Raw genomic sequence first — 19,769 nt, 5'->3', positions numbered from 1 at the left:
GACCCGCTGCTCGACCTGGGCTTGCGCCTTGGCGAGGCAAGCGGCGGCGCGGTGGCGGTGCAGCTGGTGCGCAGCGCGCTGGCCATGCACGCCCGGATGGCAACCTTTGCCGAGGCGGGCGTGGCCGAGGCGGGCGTGGCCGACAAGCCATGACGCCGCGCCTGCAAACCGCCTGCTTTCATCTGCTGCGCCACGGCGCACCCGCGCGCGCCGGGCTGCTGCTCGGCCGCACCGATCTCCCCTCCTCGCCCGAAGGGATCGCCGCATGCCGCGAGCGGGCCCGTGCGCTGACGTTCTGTCACGTGGTCAGTTCGGACCTGTCACGGGCTTGCGCGGCGGCACGCGCCATCGCGCAGGACTGCGGGGCGGCGCACACCATCGATCCACGCTGGCGCGAACTCGATTTCGGCGCGTGGGACGGCCTTGCCCCGGACGCGATTGCCCCCGACGCACTGGGCCGCTTCTGGAGCGATCCCGAAGGCCATGCGCCCCCGCAGGGCGAGCGCTGGTCGCAACTGACCACGCGCGTCGGCGCAGCGCTCGCGGCCTTGCCTTTACGCGACACGCTCATCGTCACCCACGCGGGAGCCATGCGCGCCGCGCTCGCAACGCTGCTAGGGCTCGATGTCCGGCAGGTCTGGGGGTTCGACCTGCCCTATGCGGCGCGGCTGTCGCTGCGTGTCTGGGACGAAACCGGGGACGGGGCCCGCGGCGCGCAGATCACCGGATTGCAGGCGTGAAGGGGCTCGTCGTCGCGGTCCAGTTCCTGACCCGCCTGCCCACCCCACGGATCAACGTGACCAACGCCGAGTTTGCCGCGTCCATGCGCTGGTTCCCGGCGGTTGGCGCCATCGTCGGGCTGGTGGTGGCGTTTGCCACGGCGCTCGGAGGGCTGATCGATGCCTGGACCGGGGCCTTTCTCGGCGTCGCCGCGTGGATCGTGGTCACCGGCGGGCTTCACCTCGACGGTCTGGCCGACTGCATCGATGCGGCGGGCGCGGCGCACAAGATCTCGGGTGAAACCGCCGACGACAGAAAGGTACGCCTGCGCGCGATCCTCGCCGATCCGCACATCGGCAGCTTCGGGGCCATCGCCATCGCGCTTCAGGTCGTCGCCAAGCTGGTGCTGCTCCACGCGCTCGTCGCAGAGGCCGCGCAGAGGGCCATGCCTGGCGAAAAAGCGGCACTACTTGCCCTGCCGATCGCCGTCGCGGCCGCCGCGCGGATTGGACCGCTGGTCTGGAACCTTCGGCTGCCCTCCCTGCACGATGGTCTGGGAGCCCGCTTCCGCCACGCGGCGGGCTGGGGCCACGTCGCGTTCTGGGCGCTTGCCGTGCTGGCTTGCGCCCTGCTCGTCAATCCGGCGCAGGGGATGGGGCTGGCGCTCGCTCCGCTGCCGGTCCTGGGCTGGAGCCACTGGCTGCGCACCCGGCTTGGCGGAATTTCGGGCGATGGCCACGGCGGCGGGATCGAATTTTGCGAGACGGTTCTTCTGCTCGCCGGTCTTGCCGCAGCGGTTATACCCGCATGAACCGGGCGACACCCGCCTGGACCTGGCACGGCGGCAACCTCGCGGCGGCGGCGGCGCATTTCGGCGGTGACCCAAAGGCCTGGATCGACCTGTCGACCGGTATCAACCCTGCCCCCTGGCCGATCCCCCGGACACTGGCAATCGACTGGCACAGCCTGCCCGCCCCCCAGGCGCTTGCCGCGCTCGAAAGCACGGCGGCCGGGTATTTCGGCACAGACCCGGACTGCGTTTGCGCGGTGCCGGGAAGCGAAGTGGGCCTGCGGCTCGTCGGCCAGCAGCTCGGCGCGAGTGGCCCGGCCTATGCCCTGACCCCCGGCTACCGCACCCACCACGCGATGATCGAGGGCATTCGCCCCTTGCCCGTCACCAATCTCGAAGCGGCCGACGCCGCGACGCTCGTCCTCGCCAATCCCACCAACCCCGACGGGCGCCGGTTCGCGACCGCCGACCTCGCGCACTGGCTCGAGCGGCGCGGGACGAACGGCTGGCTGGTGCTCGACGAGGCTTTTGCCGACGTGTTCGAGGAACCCGGCCTGGCACCCAGAGTGCACGCCGAACAGCGCCTGATCGTGCTGCGCTCGCTGGGCAAGTTCTTCGGGCTTGCGGGCGTTCGGCTCGGCTTCGTGCTCGGCCCGCCCGAATTTGTCGCCGCGCTGCGGGCGATGCTGGGAAGCTGGCCACTGTCGGCCGCCGCGATCGCCATCGGCGAGGCGGCCTATAGCGATCACGCGTGGATCGTGCAGACCCGCCGGCGCCTGCGCGAACAGGCCGAAGCGCTCGACGCGCTGCTGCGCCGCTGCGGCCTGGAACCGCAGGGGGCCTGCCCGCTGTTTCGGATGGTCCATCACCCCGACGCCGCAGCGTTGTTCGAACGCCTCGCCCGGCACGCCATATTGACACGCCCCTTCGCGCAGGACCCGACCGCGCTGCGGCTCGGCCTGCCCGCGAACACCGCCGCAATGACCCGGCTCGAACAAGCGCTGCAGGATGGCTGAACCCATCGCCCTCCTCGCGCTCGGCCTTGATGCCGCGATAGGCTGGCCCGCCGCACTCTACCGTCGGATCGGACACCCGGTGGGCGCCTTTGCGCGGTTCATCCATGCCCTCGACACCCGCTGGAACAGGACCGGCTACCACGACGCCACGCGGCAGTGGCTCGGCGTCGCGACGGTGGCGCTCCTCGTCGGGGGTACCATCCTCCTCGCCATCGCTGCCGAGGCGCTGCTCGCGCTGCTGCCCGCGCCGTGGAGCTGGATCGGCCTCGCCGCGCTGGCCTGGCCCGCGCTGGCGCAGCGCTCCTTGTACGAACACGTGCGTGCCGTGGCGCAGCATCTCGAACGCGGCGAGCGCGAAGCCGCGCGCACCGCCGTCGCGCAGATCGTCGGGCGCGATGTCGCCAGCCTCGACGAGGCGGGCATCGCGCGCGCGGCGATCGAGAGCCTTGCAGAGAGCTTCTGCGACGCTCTGGCCGCCCCGCTGTTCTGGCTTGTCCTAGGCGGACTGCCGGGCGTTTGGGCCTACAAGGCGATCAACACCGCCGACAGCCTGATCGGCCATCGCGAGGAACCGTACCGCCGGTTCGGATGGGCCGCCGCACGCCTTGACGACGTGGTAAACCTGATCCCGGCGCGGCTCGCCGCCCTGCTGCTCTGCGCCGTTGCGGGCCGGGGTCTTCGCATCCTGCTGCGCGACGCCCACCGCCACGCCTCGCCCAACGCGGGCTGGACCGAGGCGGCGATGGCAGGGGCGCTCGACCTGCGGCTCGCAGGACCGGTCTGCTACGACGGCGTGTGGCACGCCAAGGAGTGGATCGGTGCCGGGCGCGCCGAGGCTAGCGCGCAGGACATCGCGCGCGCCTTGCGGATCTACACCCGCGCGTGCCTGATACTCTGGATCATCGCAGGAGGGATCGCATGGGCGCTTTGATGCTGCAGGGGACCGGTTCGGACGTGGGCAAGTCGGTGCTCGTCGCAGGACTGTGCCGCGCCTTTGCCAACCGGGGGCTTCGCGTGCGCCCGTTCAAGCCGCAGAACATGTCGAACAACGCCGCGGTCACCGCCGACGGGGGCGAGATCGGGCGCGCGCAGGCGCTCCAGGCGCTGGCCTGCCGGACCGACCTGCACACCGACATGAACCCGGTGCTGCTCAAGCCGCAAGCCGACCACACCTCGCAGCTCATCGTCCACGGCCGCGTGCGCGGCCAGCTGGGCGGCGGCAATTTCCGCGAGGCGCGCCGCTCCTTGCTCGGCGAGGTGCTGGAAAGCTTCGCGCGGCTCACCGCGCAGTGCGACATCGTCGTCGTCGAAGGCGCGGGCTCCCCGGCCGAAATCAACCTACGTGCAGGCGACATCGCCAACATGGGTTTTGCCCGCGCGGCGAAGGTTCCCGTGGTGCTCGTGGGCGACATCGATCGCGGCGGCGTGATCGCCTCGATCGTCGGCACGCGCACGGTGCTCGATGCCCAGGACGCCGCGATGATCGCGGGTTTCCTCATCAACAAGTTTCGCGGCGATCCCGCGCTGTTCGAGGATGGCTATCACCAGATCGAGGCGTTGTCGGGATGGCGGGGGCTGGGTGTCGTCCCCTGGCTGACCGAAACCGCCCGTCTGCCGAGCGAGGATGCGGTGGTGCTCGAACGCGCCAGGCCGGACCGCGCGGCGCGCATCGTGATCGCCTGCCCGATCCTGCCGCGCATCGCCAATTTCGACGATCTTGATCCGCTCAAGGGCGAAAGCGGGGTCGAACTGGTGATGGTGCCCCCCGGCCAGCCGATCCCGGCCGAGACGGCCTGTATCATCCTGCCCGGCTCCAAGGCCACGATTGCCGATATGGCCGCGCTGCGCGTGCAAGGCTGGGACATCGACATTCGCGCCCACCACCGGCGCGGCACGCCGATCCTGGGGATCTGCGGCGGCTACCAGATGCTCGGACGCAGCCTGGCCGATCCCCAGGGGATCGAAGGTCCGCCCGCAACGCTCGAAGGGCTGAGCCTGATCGACGTCGAGACCGTTCTGAGCCCGGCAAAACGGCTCGAACGCGTCTGCGGCGAGGCTTTCGGCGCGCCGCTTTCGGGGTACGAGATGCACATGGGCGAGACCTCCGGCCCCGACGCCGCGCGGCCCTTTGCGACACTTGGCAATGGGCGCAGCGATGGCGCCTGCGCCGCCGACGGCCGCACCTTCGGCACGTATGTCCACGGCCTGTTCGCCAGCACCGCCTTTCGCCGGGCCTTTCTCGACAGGCTTGGCGTGCGTTCGGATGGGCACGATCACGCGGCCGAAGTGGATCGCGCGCTCGATGGCGTGGCGGCCGCGCTCGAACGCCATCTCGATATCGAGGCGCTCCTGTCGATCGCCCGCACCGCCGGTACGTGCCCATGACCAGCCTTCTTGCCCTTGGCGGCGCACGGTCGGGTAAGAGCCGTTACGCGCAAAACCGCGCTGAGGCCACCGGCCTTGTCCCGGTGTTCATCGCGACCGCGCAAGGCTTCGATGCCGAGATGCGCGCGCGCATCGACCGCCACCGCGCGGACCGCGACGCGGCCTGGAGCACGATCGAGGCCCCGCTCGCCCTGCCCGAAGCGCTTGCCACAGCCTCGGCGCCCGATCGGGTGGTGCTGGTCGATTGCCTGACGCTGTGGACCTCGAACCTCCTGCTGGCGCAGGAGGACATTCCGGCCATGACCGGACAACTGGTGTCGGCGCTCAGCGCAGCGCGCGGCCCGGTGATCCTCGTCAGCAACGAGGTGGGCTGGGGTATCGTGCCTGACAACGCGCTCGCCCGTGCCTTCCGCGACGAAGCGGGACGGGTCAACCAGCGCGTGGCGGCCGCCGTCGATGAGGTCCAGCTGATCGTTGCCGGACTGCCTCTCGCGCTCAAGGCGCGGTAACCTTTCGCGACGCGCCTTACCGGGCGGCTTCGGCGAAGGGCTCGCTGCGTTCGGGGTCTTCGGGCCCCTGACCTATGCCGCCGGTAAGCGGGCCGACCGTGCAGCGGCTGGCATCGAAAGCGCCGCTGGCGTACATCAGCCTGGCCTTGCCGCTGCCCGTCGCGGCGCGGAAGCGCACGAGCGCGCGCGGCGTCCCCTCGGGGCTCTTGTCCGGCACGAAGTCCTCGAACGCGAAATCGCGCGTGCCCACCGGAAGTGCCTGGCTTACCCGTAGCAGCAGATCGCGCAGGAAGGCAGCCTCTTGCGTGCGGCACACGTCGCGCGGCTCGGGCAGCAGCAAATCACGCTGCGCGATGCGATAGCCCGTCGGCTTGGGCGCGGGCGGCGGAGCCTTGGACGAGCCACAGGCCGAGAGCGCCAGCAGAGCACCAAGGGCCGCCCCACAAAAGCGCGGCCTGTACGCAAAGTGCATGATTTTCAATTCCCTTCACAACGCCCCAAACGCCCTGCGGACCGCCGACTAGGGAAACATGCGAGGGCTGCGCACATCATATCCTCACCTCTCAAGCTTACAACCACGGCCGAACCGACGCCCTGGATACAAGAGAGCTCATGCTGGTTACGCTTGGACAATCCGCGACCATCCGCACCGTGCACGAAGTCCGCAACGCGCTTCTCGAAGGCTTCGAGAAGGACGGCGCGGTAACCGTCGACGCCGCGCGGGTCGAGGAAGTCGATCTCAGCCTGATCCAGCTGCTCGACGCCGCGCGCACGCACGCCGCGGCCAAGGGGCTGGCGTTCGCCCTGACCGCTCCGGCCAACGCGGCGCTTGCCGCGATGCTCGAGCGCAACGGCTTTCTGACGGCGCCGAGCAGCGCCGAACTCGCATTCTGGTTGCAGGGGGAAACGCAGCAATGAGCTCCATTCTGACCGTGGACGATTCCTCGAGCGTGCGCATGGCCATCCGCATCGCGCTGTCAGGGGCCGGCCACACCGTGGCGGAGGCCAACGACGGCTCCGACGGGCTCAACAAGGCGCGCATGGCCAAGTACGATCTCATCATCACCGATCTCAACATGCCCAACATGAACGGGCTCGACATGATCCGCGAAATCCGCAAGCTGCCTATCCAGACCGGCACCCCGATCATCTTCCTGACCACCGAATCCGACGACAGCCTCAAGCAGCAGGCGCGCGCGGCGGGGGCCACCGGATGGCTGGTCAAGCCCTTCGTGCCCGACCATCTGCTCAAGGTCGCGCAGAAGGTGCTGGGCCGGTGAGCGAGCAGGACCCCGCCGCCGCTTTCCGCGTCGAGGCCGCCGACGTCCTCGACGCGACCGAGCAGGCGCTGCTCGACCTGACCAACAACCTGTCCAGCCGCGAGCTGATCGATTGCGTGTTTCGCGGAATGCACACGCTCAAGGGCTCGGGCGCGATGTTCGGGTTCGATGCTCTCGCAGGCTTCACCCACCACTGCGAAACCGCGTTCGACCGGGTTCGCAAGGGGCTCGCCCCGGCCACGCCCGAGCTGGTCGCGACGACGCTGTCGGCGATGGACCACATGCGCGCGCTGGTCGAAGGCGGCTCGGACGAGCTGGAAGCGGCCGGAGCCGCGATCCTCGCGCGCTTGCAGGCGAGCCTTGGCAGCGCCCCTTCCGCGTCCGCTGAGGACGCAGTGGTGCAAACCGCCCCCCCCGCCACACTCGCACCCGGCGCCGCTCCCGCTGCCGCGACCACCGGCGCTGGCTGGCACATCGTGTTCTATCTCCCCAGCGATTCCATGGCCAATGGCACCAACCCGTCGATCCTGCTCGACGAGCTGCGCGAACTGGGCGAGACGCGAGTCACCGCGCTGACCGACAAGATCCCCGACCTCGCCGATCTCGATCCGGTCCAGTGCCATATCGGCTGGAACGTCGAGCTGCGCGGCTCGGCCAGCCGCGCAGACATCGACGACGTGTTCATCTTCGTGATGGACGACATGGATCTGTTCATCGAACCGCTGGACAGCGAAGAGCCTGCGCCAGCGCAGGCCGCTGCGCCCTCCCCGCCGCAGGCGCCCTCCCCAGCGGTAGCCACGCCTCCGCCCCCCAAATCTCAGCCCCCCGCCGCGCGCAAGGTGCGCCCGGTCGAGGAGACGGTGCGCGTGCCCGCCGGGCGGCTCGACGTGCTGATGGACCGCGTGGGCGAGCTCGTCATCGTCCAGAGCCGCCTTGCCCAGCTGGCTGAGACGGGTGTGGTGGGCGCGGCTGGCGAACTGGCGCTGCGCTCGATCTCCGAGGAAGTCGAACGCCTCGCCAGCGAGCTGCGCGACACCACCATGGTCCTGCGCATGGTGCCCGTCACCGCGCTGTTCGCCCGCTTTCGCCGGCTCGTCCACGATCTCGCGCACGAGACCGGCAAGAGCATCGAGTTCCTGACCGAGGGCGAGAGCACCGAGATCGACAAGACGGTGTCCGAACAGCTCGCCGATCCGATCGTCCACCTCGTGCGCAACGCCTGCGACCATGGGCTCGAACCCGCCGACGAACGCGGCGCGGCGGGCAAGCCTGCGACCGGACGGATCGTGCTGAGCGCCGAACAGGCGGGCGGCGAAGTGCTCATCACCATCCAGGACGACGGGCGCGGCATCAACCTGGAGCGGGTGCGCACCAAGGCGCAGGCGAACGGACTGATCCAGCCGGGCCAGGCGCTGTCCGATCACGAACTGATGCAGATGATCTTCCACCCCGGCTTCTCCACCGCCGAACAGGTCACCAACCTGTCGGGCCGGGGCGTGGGCATGGACGTGGTCAAGCGCACCATCGAGGGCCTGCGCGGCACGATCGACATGGCCAGCCAACCGGGCAAGGGCTCGCGCGTGACCTTGCGCATTCCGCTCACCCTCGCGATCATCGAGGGGCTGCTGGTGCGGGTGGGGACAGGCAACTACGTTATCCCGCTCGCTGCGGTCGAGGAATGCATCGAGCTGCGCGGCGAGGACGACATCCGCTCGCGCGGGCGCTCGATGATCCAGCTACGCGACAGCCTGATCCCCTTCCTGCGCCTGCGCGAACTCTTTGCCACCGGCACCCCGCCCGATCCGTTCCAGAAGATCGTGGTGATCGGCACTGCGGGCGAGCGCGTGGGGCTGGTGGTCGACCAGATCATCGGCAGCCACCAGACGGTCATCAAGTCGATGTCGCCATTGCACCGCGACATTCCAAGCTTTTCCGGGGCGACGATCCTGGGCGATGGCGGGGTCGCACTGATCCTCGACGTGGTCCAGCTGATCGCGCTCGGCCAGCAGCGCGAGGAACGGCTTCGCGCCGTGGGATGACGGGTATGAACGAGAAGACGAAGATCGACTGGGACGAGGCCGACGGGCTCGAGGTGCTGACTTTCGACATCGGCGACGAACGCCTGGCTATCGAGGCCGCGAACATCCGCGAAATCCTGGACCTGCTGCCCGAAACCGCCGTGCCTGGCGCCGCGCCGCTGGTGTCGGGCGTGGTCAATTTTCGCGGCAAGATCATCCCCATCGCCGACTTGCGCATCGCCTTTGGCATGCCGGTCGAAAGCGCCACCCTCGACAGCCGCATCGTGGTTATCGAAACCGAGCTGGAGGGCGAGGAAATCCAGATCGGGCTGCGCACCGACAAGGTTTACGAAGTGACCACGCTCGACCGCGCACGCGCCTGCGCGCCGCCGGTTCTGGGGATGCGCTGGCAGCGCGAATACGTGCGCGAACTCATGCGCCAGGACGAACACGTCATCGTCCTGCCCGACCTACCTGCAATTTTTCAGGCAATCCGCCTTCCGCAAAACCCGAAAGGACGGGCTCAATAAGGTAAACACGCCCGTCGGTTAATCTGGCACACGAACGCCACAGCCGCCCCTTTCCACGCCCTGCGCCCCGCTTGCCCCAGACCGGACCCGAGAACGCCTTATGCACAAACCCATCGAAACCCAGGTCGTCGAATTTGCCATCGGCGCGGAAATCTTTGCGGTTCCGGTCACGCTCGTGCGCGAAATTCTTGACTATGCCGAACCCTACCACGTGCCCAACGGGCCGGGCTATTTTCTCGGCCTCACCGATGTACGCGGCCAGGGCGTGCCGACCGTCGATTTCCGGCGACGCCTGGGCCTGCCCGGCGTCGAACCCACACTTGCCACGCGCATTCTCATCCTTGACCTGCCGCGCGGACAAGGCGTGCTGACGCTGGGGGTGGTGATCGACCGCGTGCTCGGCGTCACCGGCCTCGAGGCCCGCGCGATCGAAAGCGCGCCGGACATCGGCGTGCGCTGGGACAGCGACTACATCACCGGCATCGTGCGGCGCGAAGGCGGCTTCCTCGTGATCGTCGATATCGCGCGCATCTTTACCGAGCAGGACACCGGCTTTGCCCTGCCCGACGACGCGTTCGAGTTCCCGTGACCGTGCCTTCCGTCCGTCTTTTCCGCATCGGCCCCACCGCGCGCCCGACCCCCCGTCTTTGACCAAGAGGACCCGTCCCATGCCCTTCACCCTGTTTTCCAGCGTTTCTTCCGAGCGCATCGGCGACGAGATCGCCCGCGTCGAAGCCGCACTCGCGCGCGGCGACCTCAAGGCCCGTGCCGATGCGGGCGCGGCCAAGGGTGAGACGCGCGCCATCCTGGAAGCGGTCAACCGCCTGCTCGACGGGACGATGGCCCCGGTCACCCGGCTGGCGGACGACATCGCCGACATGACCGCCGAGCATGACAAGGGCGACATCGACGTCGTCCTGCCGGTACGCAGCTATCAGGGCGAGTACGCGCAAGTCGCGCGCGCGATAAACGAACTGGTCGGGGCGCATATCGCGGTCAAGAAGAAGGCGATGGCCTGCGTCAAGGCGTTCGGCGAAGGCAATTTCCACGCGCCGATGGACCAGCTCCCCGGCAAGAAGGCCTTCATCAACGAGACCATCGAAACCTTGCGCGGCAATCTTTCCGGGCTCATCGCCGAAATGAACCACATGTCCGAGGAGCACGAGAAGGGCGACATCGACGTCACCATCCCGGTCACCCGGTTCAAAGGCGATTTCGCGGTCGTCGCCAAGGGCATCAACGACATGGTCGCGGGCCATATCGCGGTCAAGAAAAAGGCCATGGCCTGCGTGCAGGAATTCGCAGAAGGCAACTTCGATGCCCCGCTCGAGAAGTTTCCGGGCAAGAAGGCCTTCATCAACGAGATCATCGAAACGCTGCGCCACAACCTTTCCGGGCTGATCTTCGAGATGAACCACATGGCCGCCGAACACCATCGTGGCGACATCGATGTGTTCGTCCCGGTCGAAAAATTCAACGGCGATTTCGGCGTGATGGCGCGCGGCATCAACGACATGGTAATTGGCCACATCGAGGTCAAGAAGAAGGCCATGGCCTGCATCAAGGAGTTCGGCGAGGGCAACTTCGATGCCCCGCTCGAACGCTTTCCGGGCAAGAAGGCGTTCATTAACGAGACCATTGAATCGCTGCGCGCGAACCTGCGCGACATTACCGCGGAAATCCAGCGCCTGATCCTCGCATCGACCGCAGGCAAGCTCCAGACACGCGGTGACGACGGTCGCTTCGTGGGCGATTTCGCCGGGCTGATCGTGGGCATCAACGGGATGCTCGACGCCATCCTCGATCCCATCGCCGAAGGCAACCGCGTGCTCGACCTCGTCAGCGGCGGCAACCTGCTCGAACGCGTCGACATCGCCTGCGAGGGCGACCACCAGCGCATGAAGGAATCGATCAACTCGCTGGTCGACAACCTGCGCCGCTTCGCGGGCAACGTGAGCGGCGCGGCAAACGAAGTCACCGACGGCAGCGCCCAGATGGCCGAAAGCTCGCAACAGCTTTCCGAAGGCGCCACCGAACAGGCCGCCTCGACCGAGGAGGCCTCCGCCTCGATGGAAGAGATGGCGGCCAACATCAAGCAGAACGCCGACAACGCAGCGCAGACCGAACAGATCGCACGCCAGTCCTCCAAGGACGCCGAACTCTCCGGCGTGGCGGTCGAAAAGGCGGTCGGCGCCATGCGCACGATCGCCGAGAAGATCTCGATCGTGCAGGAAATCGCCCGTCAGACCGACCTCCTCGCGCTCAACGCCGCGGTCGAGGCGGCGCGCGCGGGCGAACACGGCAAGGGCTTTGCGGTGGTCGCCTCCGAAGTGCGCAAGCTGGCCGAACGCAGCCAGAGCGCCGCGTCCGAAATCGTCGCGGTTTCCTCGGACACGGTCAAGGCCGCGACCGAGGCGGGCGAGATGCTCACCAAGCTGGTGCCCGACATTCGCCGCACCGCCGAGCTGGTCACCGAAATCAGCGCGGCCTGCCGCGAGCAGGACGTGGGCGCGGCGCAGATCAACGAAGCGCTCCAGCAGCTCGACAAGGTCACCCAGCAGAACGCGCATAGCTCCGAGCTGATCTCCTCGACCTCGGGCACGCTCGCCTCGCAGGCCGAGGAACTCCAGCGCTCGATCGCCTTCTTCCGCATGGACGGTCTTGCCCAGAACGCCCCGGCCGCGCGCACCAAACCGCGCACCGCGGTGCCCGCGCGCCCTGCGGTCAAGGCCAAGGCCAAGCCGGTGCGGGCGCCCTCCGTCGATGCCGGTTTCGAACCGATGGCGCCCAAGCCCGACAGCGTCGCCCACCAGCAGGAACGCGCGCGCGGCTTCGCGCTCGACCTCACCAGTGGTGGCCCGGACGAAGACGATACCGACTTCGGCTATGCCGCCTGATCCCGCAAGCCCCCCCACCCCCACCCCGAACAGGAACGCGGCATGAACGCGCTTAGCCCTGCCCTGTCCGCGTCGGGCAATGCCTTCGACCGGATCAGCGCCAGGCAGTTCAAGCAGCTTGCCGCGCTGATCCTCGCACGGACCGGCATCAAGATGCCCCCTACCAAGCAGACCATGCTGGAGGGGCGTCTGCGGCGGCGCGCGCGCGACGGCGGGTTCGACAATCTGCACGCCTATTGCGACTGGGTGCTCAGCCGCGAGGCGGGCGCGCGCGACATCGAACACCTGATCAACGCGGTAACCACCAACAAGACCGACTTCTTTCGCGAGCCCAAGCATTTCGAATATCTTGTCGATCGCATCCTGCCCGCGCTCGTGCGCGGCGGGCAGCGTTCGGTGCGGTGCTGGAGCGCGGCCTGCTCGACCGGAGCGGAACCCTATACCCTGGCCATGCTGCTGAGCGAGTTCGCCGAGAGCGAACGCGGCTTTTCCTACACCATCGTCGCCACCGATCTCGACACCCAGGTCCTCTCCAGCGCGATCAAGGGTATCTATCCCAGCGAAATGATCGCGCCGGTGCCCAAGCGCCTGCGCCAGCGCTATGTGATGGAAGCGCGCGACCGGCGCCGCGCCGAAGTGCGCATGGCCCCGGACCTGCGCCGCAAGGTCGGCTTCGGCCAGCTAAACCTGATGGAAAGCCGCTATCCGGTGGGCGAGCCGATGGACCTGATCTTCTGCCGTAACGTGCTCATCTACTTCGACAAGGCGACGCAGGAGCAGGTCGTCAACCGGCTGTGCGAACAGCTTCGCCCCGGCGGGCACCTGTTCCTGGGTCATTCGGAATCGATCAGCGGCTTCAAGCACACGCTCAGTCCCGTGGGCAACACCATCTTCCAGAAGGCCTGAGACCATGTTGGCTAACAAGATCCGCGTCCTGATCGTCGACGACAGCGCCAGCGTGCGCCAGACGATGAAGGCCATCCTCGAGGAAGACCCCGCGATCGAGGTCATGGCCACCGCCGCCGACCCCTTCGCGGCGGCCCGGCTGATCCAGAACGAGATCCCCGACGTCATCACCCTTGACGTCGAGATGCCGCGCATGGACGGTATTACGTTCCTGCGCAAGATCATGAGCCAGTGCCCGATCCCGGTGGTGATGTGCTCCTCGCTCACCGAGGAAGGGTCCGCCACGCTCATTCAGGCGCTCGAGGCGGGCGCGGTGGACGTTATCCTGAAACCCAAGATGGGCGTCGCCGATCACCTCAACGAGGCGCGCGACACCATCCGACACGTGGTCAAGGGGGCGGCGCGGGCGCGGGTCGACAAGCGCAGCGCGAACACCCCGCGCGAACCGCAGAAAAAGCTCACCGCCGACGCCGTGCTGCCCCCGCCGAGCGGCAAGGCCATGGCCCGCACGACCGAGATGGTGGTGTGCATCGGCGCCTCGACCGGCGGCACCGAAGCGCTGCGCGAAGTGCTCGAAGCGCTGCCCGCCAACTCGCCGGGCATCGTCATCGTCCAGCACATGCCCGAAAAGTTCACCAGCGCCTTTGCCCGGCGGCTCGATTCGCTGTGCGAGGTGAGCATCAAGGAAGCCGAGAACGGCGATACCGTGATGCGGGGCCACGTGCTCATCGCGCCGGGCGGCAAGCACACCATGCTCGAACGCCAGGGCGCGCGCTACCTCGTCTCGGTGCGCGACGGCCCGCTGGTCTCGCGCCACCGCCCCTCGGTCGACGTGCTGTTCCGCTCGGCCGCCCGCTCGGCGGGCTCGAACGCGGTGGGGATCATCATGACCGGCATGGGCGACGACGGCGCGCGCGGCCTGCTTGAAATGAAGGAGGCGGGGGCCCGCACGATCGCGCAGGACGAAGCCAGCTCGATCGTGTTCGGTATGCCCAAGGAAGCCATCGCGCGCGGCGGTGCGGAGAAGATCGTGCCGCTGGGCACCATCGCGCGCGAACTGCTGCGCGCGGCGGCGCGCTGACAGATGGAAGCGCTACGCCCCGAACAGCTCGACCTGTCCGCGCCGCTCGCCGACGCCACCGCCCCGCTGCGCGCGCAGCTCGAAAGCACGGCGCGCGGGCTCGACGGCGCGTTCAACCAGGCCGGCGAGCAGCTCGGCGAAACCGCGCAGGTCATCACCTTTGTCATCGAGGCGCTGCACGAGATGACCCGCGTGTTCGACAACGGCGAGGCCAGCGCGGCGATCGACAGCCTCACCGCCTCGGCCAGGCGCCTCGCACTGGTCTCACGTGCCGTCTCCCAGCGCGGGGAACTGATGGCGCGCATCCAGAGCGCGGTGCAGGCCCTGCGGCGCAGCATCGACGACGTCCAGCGCTGCCTGCGCGCGCTCCACATTTATGGCATGAACGTGAAAATCGCGGCTTCGGGCGAGCCCGCCTTCGTCGACTTCGCCGACCAGATGAGCGGCAAGCTCAAGGCCGCCGACAGCCAGACCAAGGGCTTTGAAGCCCGTCTCGCCGACTTGTCCGAAAGCCTCACGCGCATGCAGCGCAACGACCAGTTGCTGTTGGGCGAGTGCGCCAAGGTCATCCCGCAAGTCCCCGACCGGCTGATCGGCGACGCCGACGCGCTGCGCGGCTATCAGGCGGGCCTCGTGCGCCTCGCCGGAACGACCCGTACCGTTGCCCAGGCGATCCAGCGCGAACTGGGCAACGCGCTCGTCGCGATCCAGGTCGGCGACCGCGCCCGCCAGCGGCTCGAACACGTCGTCACCGGCGCCACCCTGCTCGAGGCGCAATGCGCCGCCGGGCAGGACGAGCCCGCCGCGATGGCCGAGATGCGCGCCCACACCCTTACCTTGCTGCAAGCGCTGACCAGCGAGATCGCGGCGGAATACCAGAGCGATGCGGGTGCCCTGCTGGCCTCGCTCGAACGCCTGCGCCGCGATACCGAGCAGGTCTCCGCGCTGCGCGGCCCGGATGATGGCCCCGGCAAGGTCGACGAGACCCAGTTCCTGCGCCGGATCGAGGATGGCATCGCCGAGGCTGCGACGATGATCGAGCGCCTGCAGAGCGCCGACGCGCAGGCCGCCGAAACGCTGGAGGTGATCCTCGCCACGGTCGCCGACGTCTCGGTCCGGGTCCGCGCCATCCGCGAGCTGCGCATCGACGTGCGCCAGATGGCGATCAACATCGGGCTGCGCTGCCGCAAGGTCGAACGTATCGGGCGCCCGGTCACCGTCATCGCCAACGAGATTCGCAGCCATTCCGACCAGCTCGATACGATCATCCTGACCATCAACCGCGCCGAAACCGACCTTTCCGAGGTCTCCGAGACCATGCGCGAGCAGGCTGGCGACCACGACAGTCTGCCCGGAAACGAACTGACCCGCAGCCTCCAGACCATCCGTGACTGCGCCCAGAACAGCGACATGGCGATGTCCACAGTCGAGCAGGGAACCGCCACCGCAGTCGAAATGCTGCGGCTCACCTGCTCGCGTCTCGACGAAGCGATGGAACATGCACCGCGCATCGCCGAGGCGGCGCAGGCGCTCACCCACAGCGCCGATCCCGGCGCCGCCACACCCCAGCGCGAGGATCATCCGGTTCGCGCGCTGCTGACCGAAATCGGCCGAACCTACACCATGGTCGGCGAACGGCGCATCCACGACCGCTTCCTGCTACCCGGAATGCCCCCACTCGCCGGGACCGCGACGGCCGCGCCAGCGGCGGCCGGGTGGGACGCCATGGGCGATGGGCTGGAGCCAGGCGATGCGGATGACGGCCTGTTCGATGACGGCCTGTTCGGCGCCGATGCCCCGGACAACGCCCCAGCCGATACCGACGACGATTTCGATGACGGTCTCTTTTAGGAGGCTGTTTCAGGGCCGCCCGGTCCCCAAGCGTCCTATTCGCGCGCGCCTTGCAAAGGCAACCGCACGCGCACGCACAGCCCCGGCGCGTTGTCGAACGCCTCAACCTGGCCCGAATGGTACTGCGCGATGGCCCGCACGAGACTGAGCCCCAGCCCGTTGCCCGGCGTCGTGCGGCTGCTTTCCTCGCGCACGAAGCGCTCGAAGATCGCCTTGCGCCGTTCGGGCGCGACACCCGGCCCATCATCCGCGACCGCGAGTTCGGCCACGCCCTCGCCGCGCGACAGGCTGACCGCGATGGCGCAGCCTACCGGTGTGTGCGCCTGCGCGTTGTCGAGCAGGTTGACCAGCAGCTGGGCCAGCAGTTGTCCGTCGCCTTTCAGCACCACTGCGGGATCGACCCGCCACAACAGCGCGCGTCCGCCATCCTCGAGCGCGGGGGCATAACTGTCGCACAGATCCTCGACGATCGCCGAAAGGTCGATCGCCCTCAGGTCGGCCGGGCTCTCGCTCTCGAGCGAGGTGATCCGCAGGATCGCGCCGAACAGCCGCAGCACCTCGTCGATCCCGGCCTCGACACGTTCCAGCACCTGGCGCTGGGCCACCGGATCGTCCGGCCCGGCAAGACTGCGCTCGACCATCTGGCGCAGCCGGGTCAGCGGCGTGCGCAAGTCGTGCGCGACGTCGTTCGAAACGTGCCGCAAGTTCACCATGAGGTCCGAGATCCGCGCCAGCATCGCGTTGAGTGCCGCGCCGAGCTGGTCGAATTCGTCGTCATACCGGCCGAGCGTGACACGCGCATCGAGCCTTCCGGCACGGATCGCCTCGGCGGTCTGGGCCATCGCGCTGAGCCGCCGGGTCATGTAGCGCGCGATGATGAGCGCGGTCAGCGTGCCGATCAGCACGATCGCCAGCAGCGCGCCGCCGAACAGCATCGCGATCGTGCGGTCGAGCCCTTCGACCTGATGCTCGTCCGCCGCGATGGCAAGACGCGAGCCATCGGCGAGGTCTATCGTGCGCAGCCGCGCCGAACGGGCCCCGCGCAGCATGTCGCGCACGCGGATGCGGCTCTGCCCGTGTTGCGGCGGCTGCGCGATCATCGCGCCCGCAATGCGTCGCCCGTGCCGATCGTAAAGCGCGTAGAGCAGGTCGTTGGCGGTATTGCCCGCCTCACGCCGGGCGATCGCCGCCACCAGCCGTGCCCGCCCACCGGCGCGGTAGACCGCGACCAGGGCATCGGTCTCGGCCGATAGCTCGTGCTCGACATACCCGCCGATGGCTCGATGGGCCGCGATCAGCACCCCGGCGCCGAGCACCAGGTTGGCCAGCGCGAAAGCGCTCACACAGGCAAGCGCGATGCGATAGGCGACGCTGCGCCTGGCACTGGGCCGCGCATTTCGCCGACTGGCGCGCGCCGCTCCCGCCGCACTGTCGATCATCGCGCTGGACGGGTCAGACGGCATCGATCCGGTAGCCCACGCCGCGCACGGTATGGATGAAGCCATTCACGCCGCACGCGGCCAGCTTGCTGCGCAAACGGCTCATGTGGGTTTCCACGATGTTGGTCTGCGGATCGAAGTGCAGCCCCCAGACCGATTCGAGCAGCATCGTGCGCGTGACCGCCTCGCCCTTGTTGCGCACCAGTTCCTCCAGCAGGCGCAACTCGCGCGGTTGCAGCGAGACGATCTGATCGCCGACGATCGCCTCGCGGCGCAGCAGATCAATTTCGAGGGGGCCAGCCTGGAGCCGGGTCGCGGGCACTTCGCTCGCCGCGCCCGCACGACGATGCAGCGCGTTCAGGCGCGCCACCAGTTCGGACATCGCGAAAGGCTTGCACATGTAATCGTCCGCGCCGCAGTCGAGCCCCTCGATCCGCGAATCGATCGCGTCGAGCGCGGTCAGCACGAGGACCGGCACACGGTTTCCCGCACCGCGCCAGGTGCGCAGAACGTCCAGTCCGTTGACCCCCGGCAACATGCGATCGAGCACCACGGCATCGGGCGGGCCGAACCCGGCCTCCCGCCCCGCATTCTCACCGCCGCTCTCACCCAGCCCCGCGCTCATTTCAGCAAGCGCCTGCGCCCCCGAATGCGCGCAGCGCACGGTGTGGCCGTTTTCGGTCAGGCTGACCGCGATTTCCTCGGCCATCACCTGGTCATCTTCCACGACGAGTACATGCATTGGCGTATTTCCCGTAAGTGCGCGCGGCCCGAGGTGCCGACAAAGCGCGCGCAAGGCAAGGTTGGGAATTGCCAATATGGCCGCCCGTCGCGCTGCGGGAGAGCGAGAGGGCACCAGCGCTCTGTTTTTGGCAACGTTTCGTGAAATTCATTATATTTGCGTGCACGCGATCGAGTGACTAGGACCGGGCCAATTTCGAAGGGGACGCCCCCTTCCCTTCGCGCGCGCGTCTTTCAGGCGTCGGCTCTGCGCGGCGGAAAGGGGCGCATCGGGCCAAAGCCCGGATCACGCCAGGCTTGCCGGCGCCGATCCGGCCGACAGGAAACAGGAGCGAAGAAGACGATGCGGGGCGCAAGGCGTGCGAACGTGTGGAAGGGGCTGGCATTCGCCGGCCTGGCGGGACTGACCGCGGTGATGGGCACGGCCGCGCCGGCGACTGAGCGCGAACCGGCCGAACGCCAACCGCAAGTCCCCGAATTGCCCAAGCTTGCGCGCATTCCGGTCAAGGTCATCGTCGTTGCCAATTTCGAACCCGGCGCGGACACCGGCGATGCTCCGGGCGAATACCAACTCTGGGCCGAGCGCGAGCATCTCAGCGAAGCGATCGCCGTTCCGGGGCTGCTCCACCCGCTCAACCGCAACGCCCAAGGGCTCTATGGCGTGGTCTGGGGCAACTCGGGCTCGCTGCTGGGCGGCGTGGGCGAGCAACTGACCGCGCTGCTGCTCGATCCGCGTTTCGACTTCACGCACACCTACTGGCTGTTCACCGGCATTTCCGGGGTCGACCCCGAAGCCGCCTCGGTCGGCAGCGCCGCCTGGGCGCGCTGGGTGGTCTCGGGCGATACGCTGCGCGAATTCGACGACCGCGAGATCCCGAATGACTGGCCTTACGGCCTCTTCGCGATCGGCGCGGACAGGCCCGGCCAGCTTCCCGGCAATGCCAACAGCTTTGCCGGAATGACCGATGTCGGCGCGCTCGGCATGACGCTGCCGCTCAACGCGCATCTTGCCGACTGGGCCTTCGCCATGACCAAGGACGTCGTGATCCCGGACAATCCGGCGCTGGCCAAGGCACGGGCGCGCTGGACCGGCTACCCCAATGCGCAAAAGCCGCCCTTCGTGCTCGAGGGTGAGACACTGGGCGCGCTGCGCTATTGGCACGGCCCCGGCCGCACGCAGTGGGCGCGCGACTGGGTGCGGATGTGGACCGGCGGCAAGGGCCGTTTCGTGATGACCAACATGGAAAGCCAGACGCTGGCCGGCGCGATGCTCAACGCCGCGAAGGAAGGGCGGGTGGACCTGTCGCGCATGATGGTGCTGCGCACCGCCTCGAACCCCTCGATGCCCCCGCCGGGGGTTTCGGCGGCGGACACCGTGGGCGATGAAGGCCCCGGCCAGGACGTCGCCTACGAAGCCAACTACCGCGTCGGCGTGCCGGTGGTGCACGAGCTGCTGCGCAACTGGGATCGCTACAAGGACCATGTACCGGGCGACACGGCACCGGGCGGTGCCGGGCAATGATGCGCAAGGCCCCTTCCCGAACCGCGCTCGCGCTGCTCGCCGCAGCCGCAGCGCTCGCGCCCGCCTCGCTCTTCGCGCGCGATG

The 19,769-nt window shown here is 68.4% G+C and carries 20 protein-coding genes; 17 read left to right on the top strand and 3 right to left on the bottom strand.

Annotated elements, in window-relative coordinates; translation table 11 throughout:
- The 7 genes from MTR62_RS14920 to cobU form a co-directional block, all read left to right on the top strand.
- The coding region (locus tag MTR62_RS14920; protein WP_244022339.1) for a nicotinate-nucleotide--dimethylbenzimidazole phosphoribosyltransferase at window positions 1-153 on the top strand (153 nt) is incomplete at its 5' end.
- Window positions 150-740: a histidine phosphatase family protein gene (locus tag MTR62_RS14915; protein WP_244022335.1), complete on the top strand. Its 591-nt coding sequence runs from the start codon at window positions 150-152 to the stop codon at window positions 738-740. The genes MTR62_RS14920 and MTR62_RS14915, both read left to right, overlap by 4 nt.
- Entirely contained in the window at window positions 737-1,531 is a 795-nt protein-coding gene (locus MTR62_RS14910) for an adenosylcobinamide-GDP ribazoletransferase (protein ID WP_244022333.1), read from the top strand. The genes MTR62_RS14915 and MTR62_RS14910 overlap by 4 nt, the downstream gene beginning before the upstream one ends.
- Window positions 1,528-2,526 (top strand): threonine-phosphate decarboxylase CobD, encoded by a 999-nt coding sequence (cobD, locus tag MTR62_RS14905; protein WP_244022331.1) that lies wholly within the window; start codon window positions 1,528-1,530, stop codon window positions 2,524-2,526. Before MTR62_RS14910 ends, cobD begins: the two co-directional genes overlap by 4 nt.
- A complete protein-coding gene (cbiB, locus tag MTR62_RS14900; protein WP_244022329.1) occupies window positions 2,519-3,457 on the top strand; it encodes an adenosylcobinamide-phosphate synthase CbiB in 939 nt (312 codons plus the stop codon). The genes cobD and cbiB overlap by 8 nt, the downstream gene beginning before the upstream one ends.
- Complete coding sequence (locus tag MTR62_RS14895; RefSeq protein ID WP_244022327.1) at window positions 3,445-4,911, top strand: cobyric acid synthase; 1,467 nt, start codon at window positions 3,445-3,447, stop codon at window positions 4,909-4,911. The genes cbiB and MTR62_RS14895 overlap by 13 nt, the downstream gene beginning before the upstream one ends.
- Complete coding sequence (gene cobU, locus MTR62_RS14890; protein ID WP_244022325.1) at window positions 4,908-5,420, top strand: bifunctional adenosylcobinamide kinase/adenosylcobinamide-phosphate guanylyltransferase; 513 nt, start codon at window positions 4,908-4,910, stop codon at window positions 5,418-5,420. The genes MTR62_RS14895 and cobU overlap by 4 nt, the downstream gene beginning before the upstream one ends.
- Window positions 5,421-5,436: 16 nt before the next feature.
- Here the strand turns inward: cobU and MTR62_RS14885 are convergent, their stop codons facing one another.
- Complete coding sequence (locus tag MTR62_RS14885) at window positions 5,437-5,892, bottom strand: hypothetical protein (protein WP_244022322.1); 456 nt, start codon at window positions 5,890-5,892, stop codon at window positions 5,437-5,439.
- 140 nt (window positions 5,893-6,032) lie between these two features.
- Between MTR62_RS14885 and MTR62_RS14880 the strand changes: the two genes are divergently transcribed.
- The 9 genes from MTR62_RS14880 to MTR62_RS14835 all read left to right on the top strand — a co-directional run bounded on the left by MTR62_RS14880 (window position 6,033) and on the right by MTR62_RS14835 (window position 15,983).
- A complete protein-coding gene (locus tag MTR62_RS14880) occupies window positions 6,033-6,338 on the top strand; it encodes an STAS domain-containing protein (RefSeq protein ID WP_244022320.1) in 306 nt (101 codons plus the stop codon).
- A complete protein-coding gene (locus MTR62_RS14875) occupies window positions 6,335-6,700 on the top strand; it encodes a response regulator (RefSeq protein WP_244022318.1) in 366 nt (121 codons plus the stop codon). The genes MTR62_RS14880 and MTR62_RS14875 overlap by 4 nt, the downstream gene beginning before the upstream one ends.
- On the top strand, window positions 6,697-8,739 hold the full coding sequence (locus tag MTR62_RS14870; RefSeq protein WP_244022316.1) for a chemotaxis protein CheA: 2,043 nt from the start codon (window positions 6,697-6,699) through the stop codon (window positions 8,737-8,739). The genes MTR62_RS14875 and MTR62_RS14870 overlap by 4 nt, the downstream gene beginning before the upstream one ends.
- A gap of 5 nt (window positions 8,740-8,744) precedes the next feature.
- Window positions 8,745-9,248, top strand: a complete 504-nt coding sequence (locus MTR62_RS14865) for a chemotaxis protein CheW (protein WP_244022314.1) — start codon at window positions 8,745-8,747, stop codon at window positions 9,246-9,248.
- A gap of 100 nt (window positions 9,249-9,348) precedes the next feature.
- On the top strand, window positions 9,349-9,837 hold the full coding sequence (locus tag MTR62_RS14860) for a chemotaxis protein CheW (RefSeq protein WP_244022312.1): 489 nt from the start codon (window positions 9,349-9,351) through the stop codon (window positions 9,835-9,837).
- 79 nt (window positions 9,838-9,916) lie between these two features.
- Window positions 9,917-12,145 (top strand): methyl-accepting chemotaxis protein, encoded by a 2,229-nt coding sequence (locus MTR62_RS14850; RefSeq protein WP_327194417.1) that lies wholly within the window; start codon window positions 9,917-9,919, stop codon window positions 12,143-12,145.
- A 42-nt stretch (window positions 12,146-12,187) separates the two neighbouring features.
- Window positions 12,188-13,051, top strand: coding sequence for a CheR family methyltransferase (locus tag MTR62_RS14845; RefSeq protein ID WP_244022310.1), 864 nt, complete (start codon window positions 12,188-12,190; stop codon window positions 13,049-13,051).
- 4 nt (window positions 13,052-13,055) lie between these two features.
- Window positions 13,056-14,132, top strand: a complete 1,077-nt coding sequence (locus MTR62_RS14840) for a protein-glutamate methylesterase/protein-glutamine glutaminase (protein ID WP_244022308.1) — start codon at window positions 13,056-13,058, stop codon at window positions 14,130-14,132.
- Between the two features lie 3 nt (window positions 14,133-14,135).
- The gene (locus tag MTR62_RS14835) at window positions 14,136-15,983 is read left to right on the top strand and encodes a hypothetical protein (RefSeq protein ID WP_244022306.1); all 1,848 of its coding nucleotides are present in this window, start codon (window positions 14,136-14,138) and stop codon (window positions 15,981-15,983) included.
- A gap of 35 nt (window positions 15,984-16,018) precedes the next feature.
- Here the strand turns inward: MTR62_RS14835 and MTR62_RS14830 are convergent, their stop codons facing one another.
- Both MTR62_RS14830 and MTR62_RS14825 read right to left on the bottom strand, forming a co-directional pair.
- Window positions 16,019-17,446: a sensor histidine kinase gene (locus MTR62_RS14830; RefSeq protein WP_244022304.1), complete on the bottom strand. Its 1,428-nt coding sequence runs from the start codon at window positions 17,444-17,446 to the stop codon at window positions 16,019-16,021.
- On the bottom strand, window positions 17,436-18,164 hold the full coding sequence (locus MTR62_RS14825; RefSeq protein ID WP_244022302.1) for a response regulator transcription factor: 729 nt from the start codon (window positions 18,162-18,164) through the stop codon (window positions 17,436-17,438). The genes MTR62_RS14830 and MTR62_RS14825 overlap by 11 nt, the downstream gene beginning before the upstream one ends.
- 342 nt (window positions 18,165-18,506) lie before the next feature.
- On the opposite strand from MTR62_RS14825, the gene MTR62_RS14820 reads away from it, so the two are divergent.
- Entirely contained in the window at window positions 18,507-19,685 is a 1,179-nt protein-coding gene (locus MTR62_RS14820; RefSeq protein WP_244022300.1) for a purine-nucleoside phosphorylase, read from the top strand.
- Window positions 19,686-19,769: the final 84 nt, after the last annotated feature.

This window comes from Novosphingobium organovorum (assembly GCF_022832435.1).
GTDB classification, from domain to species: Bacteria; Pseudomonadota; Alphaproteobacteria; order Sphingomonadales; family Sphingomonadaceae; genus Novosphingobium; species Novosphingobium organovorum.
This window is presented reverse-complemented; position numbering and strand designations above follow the sequence as displayed.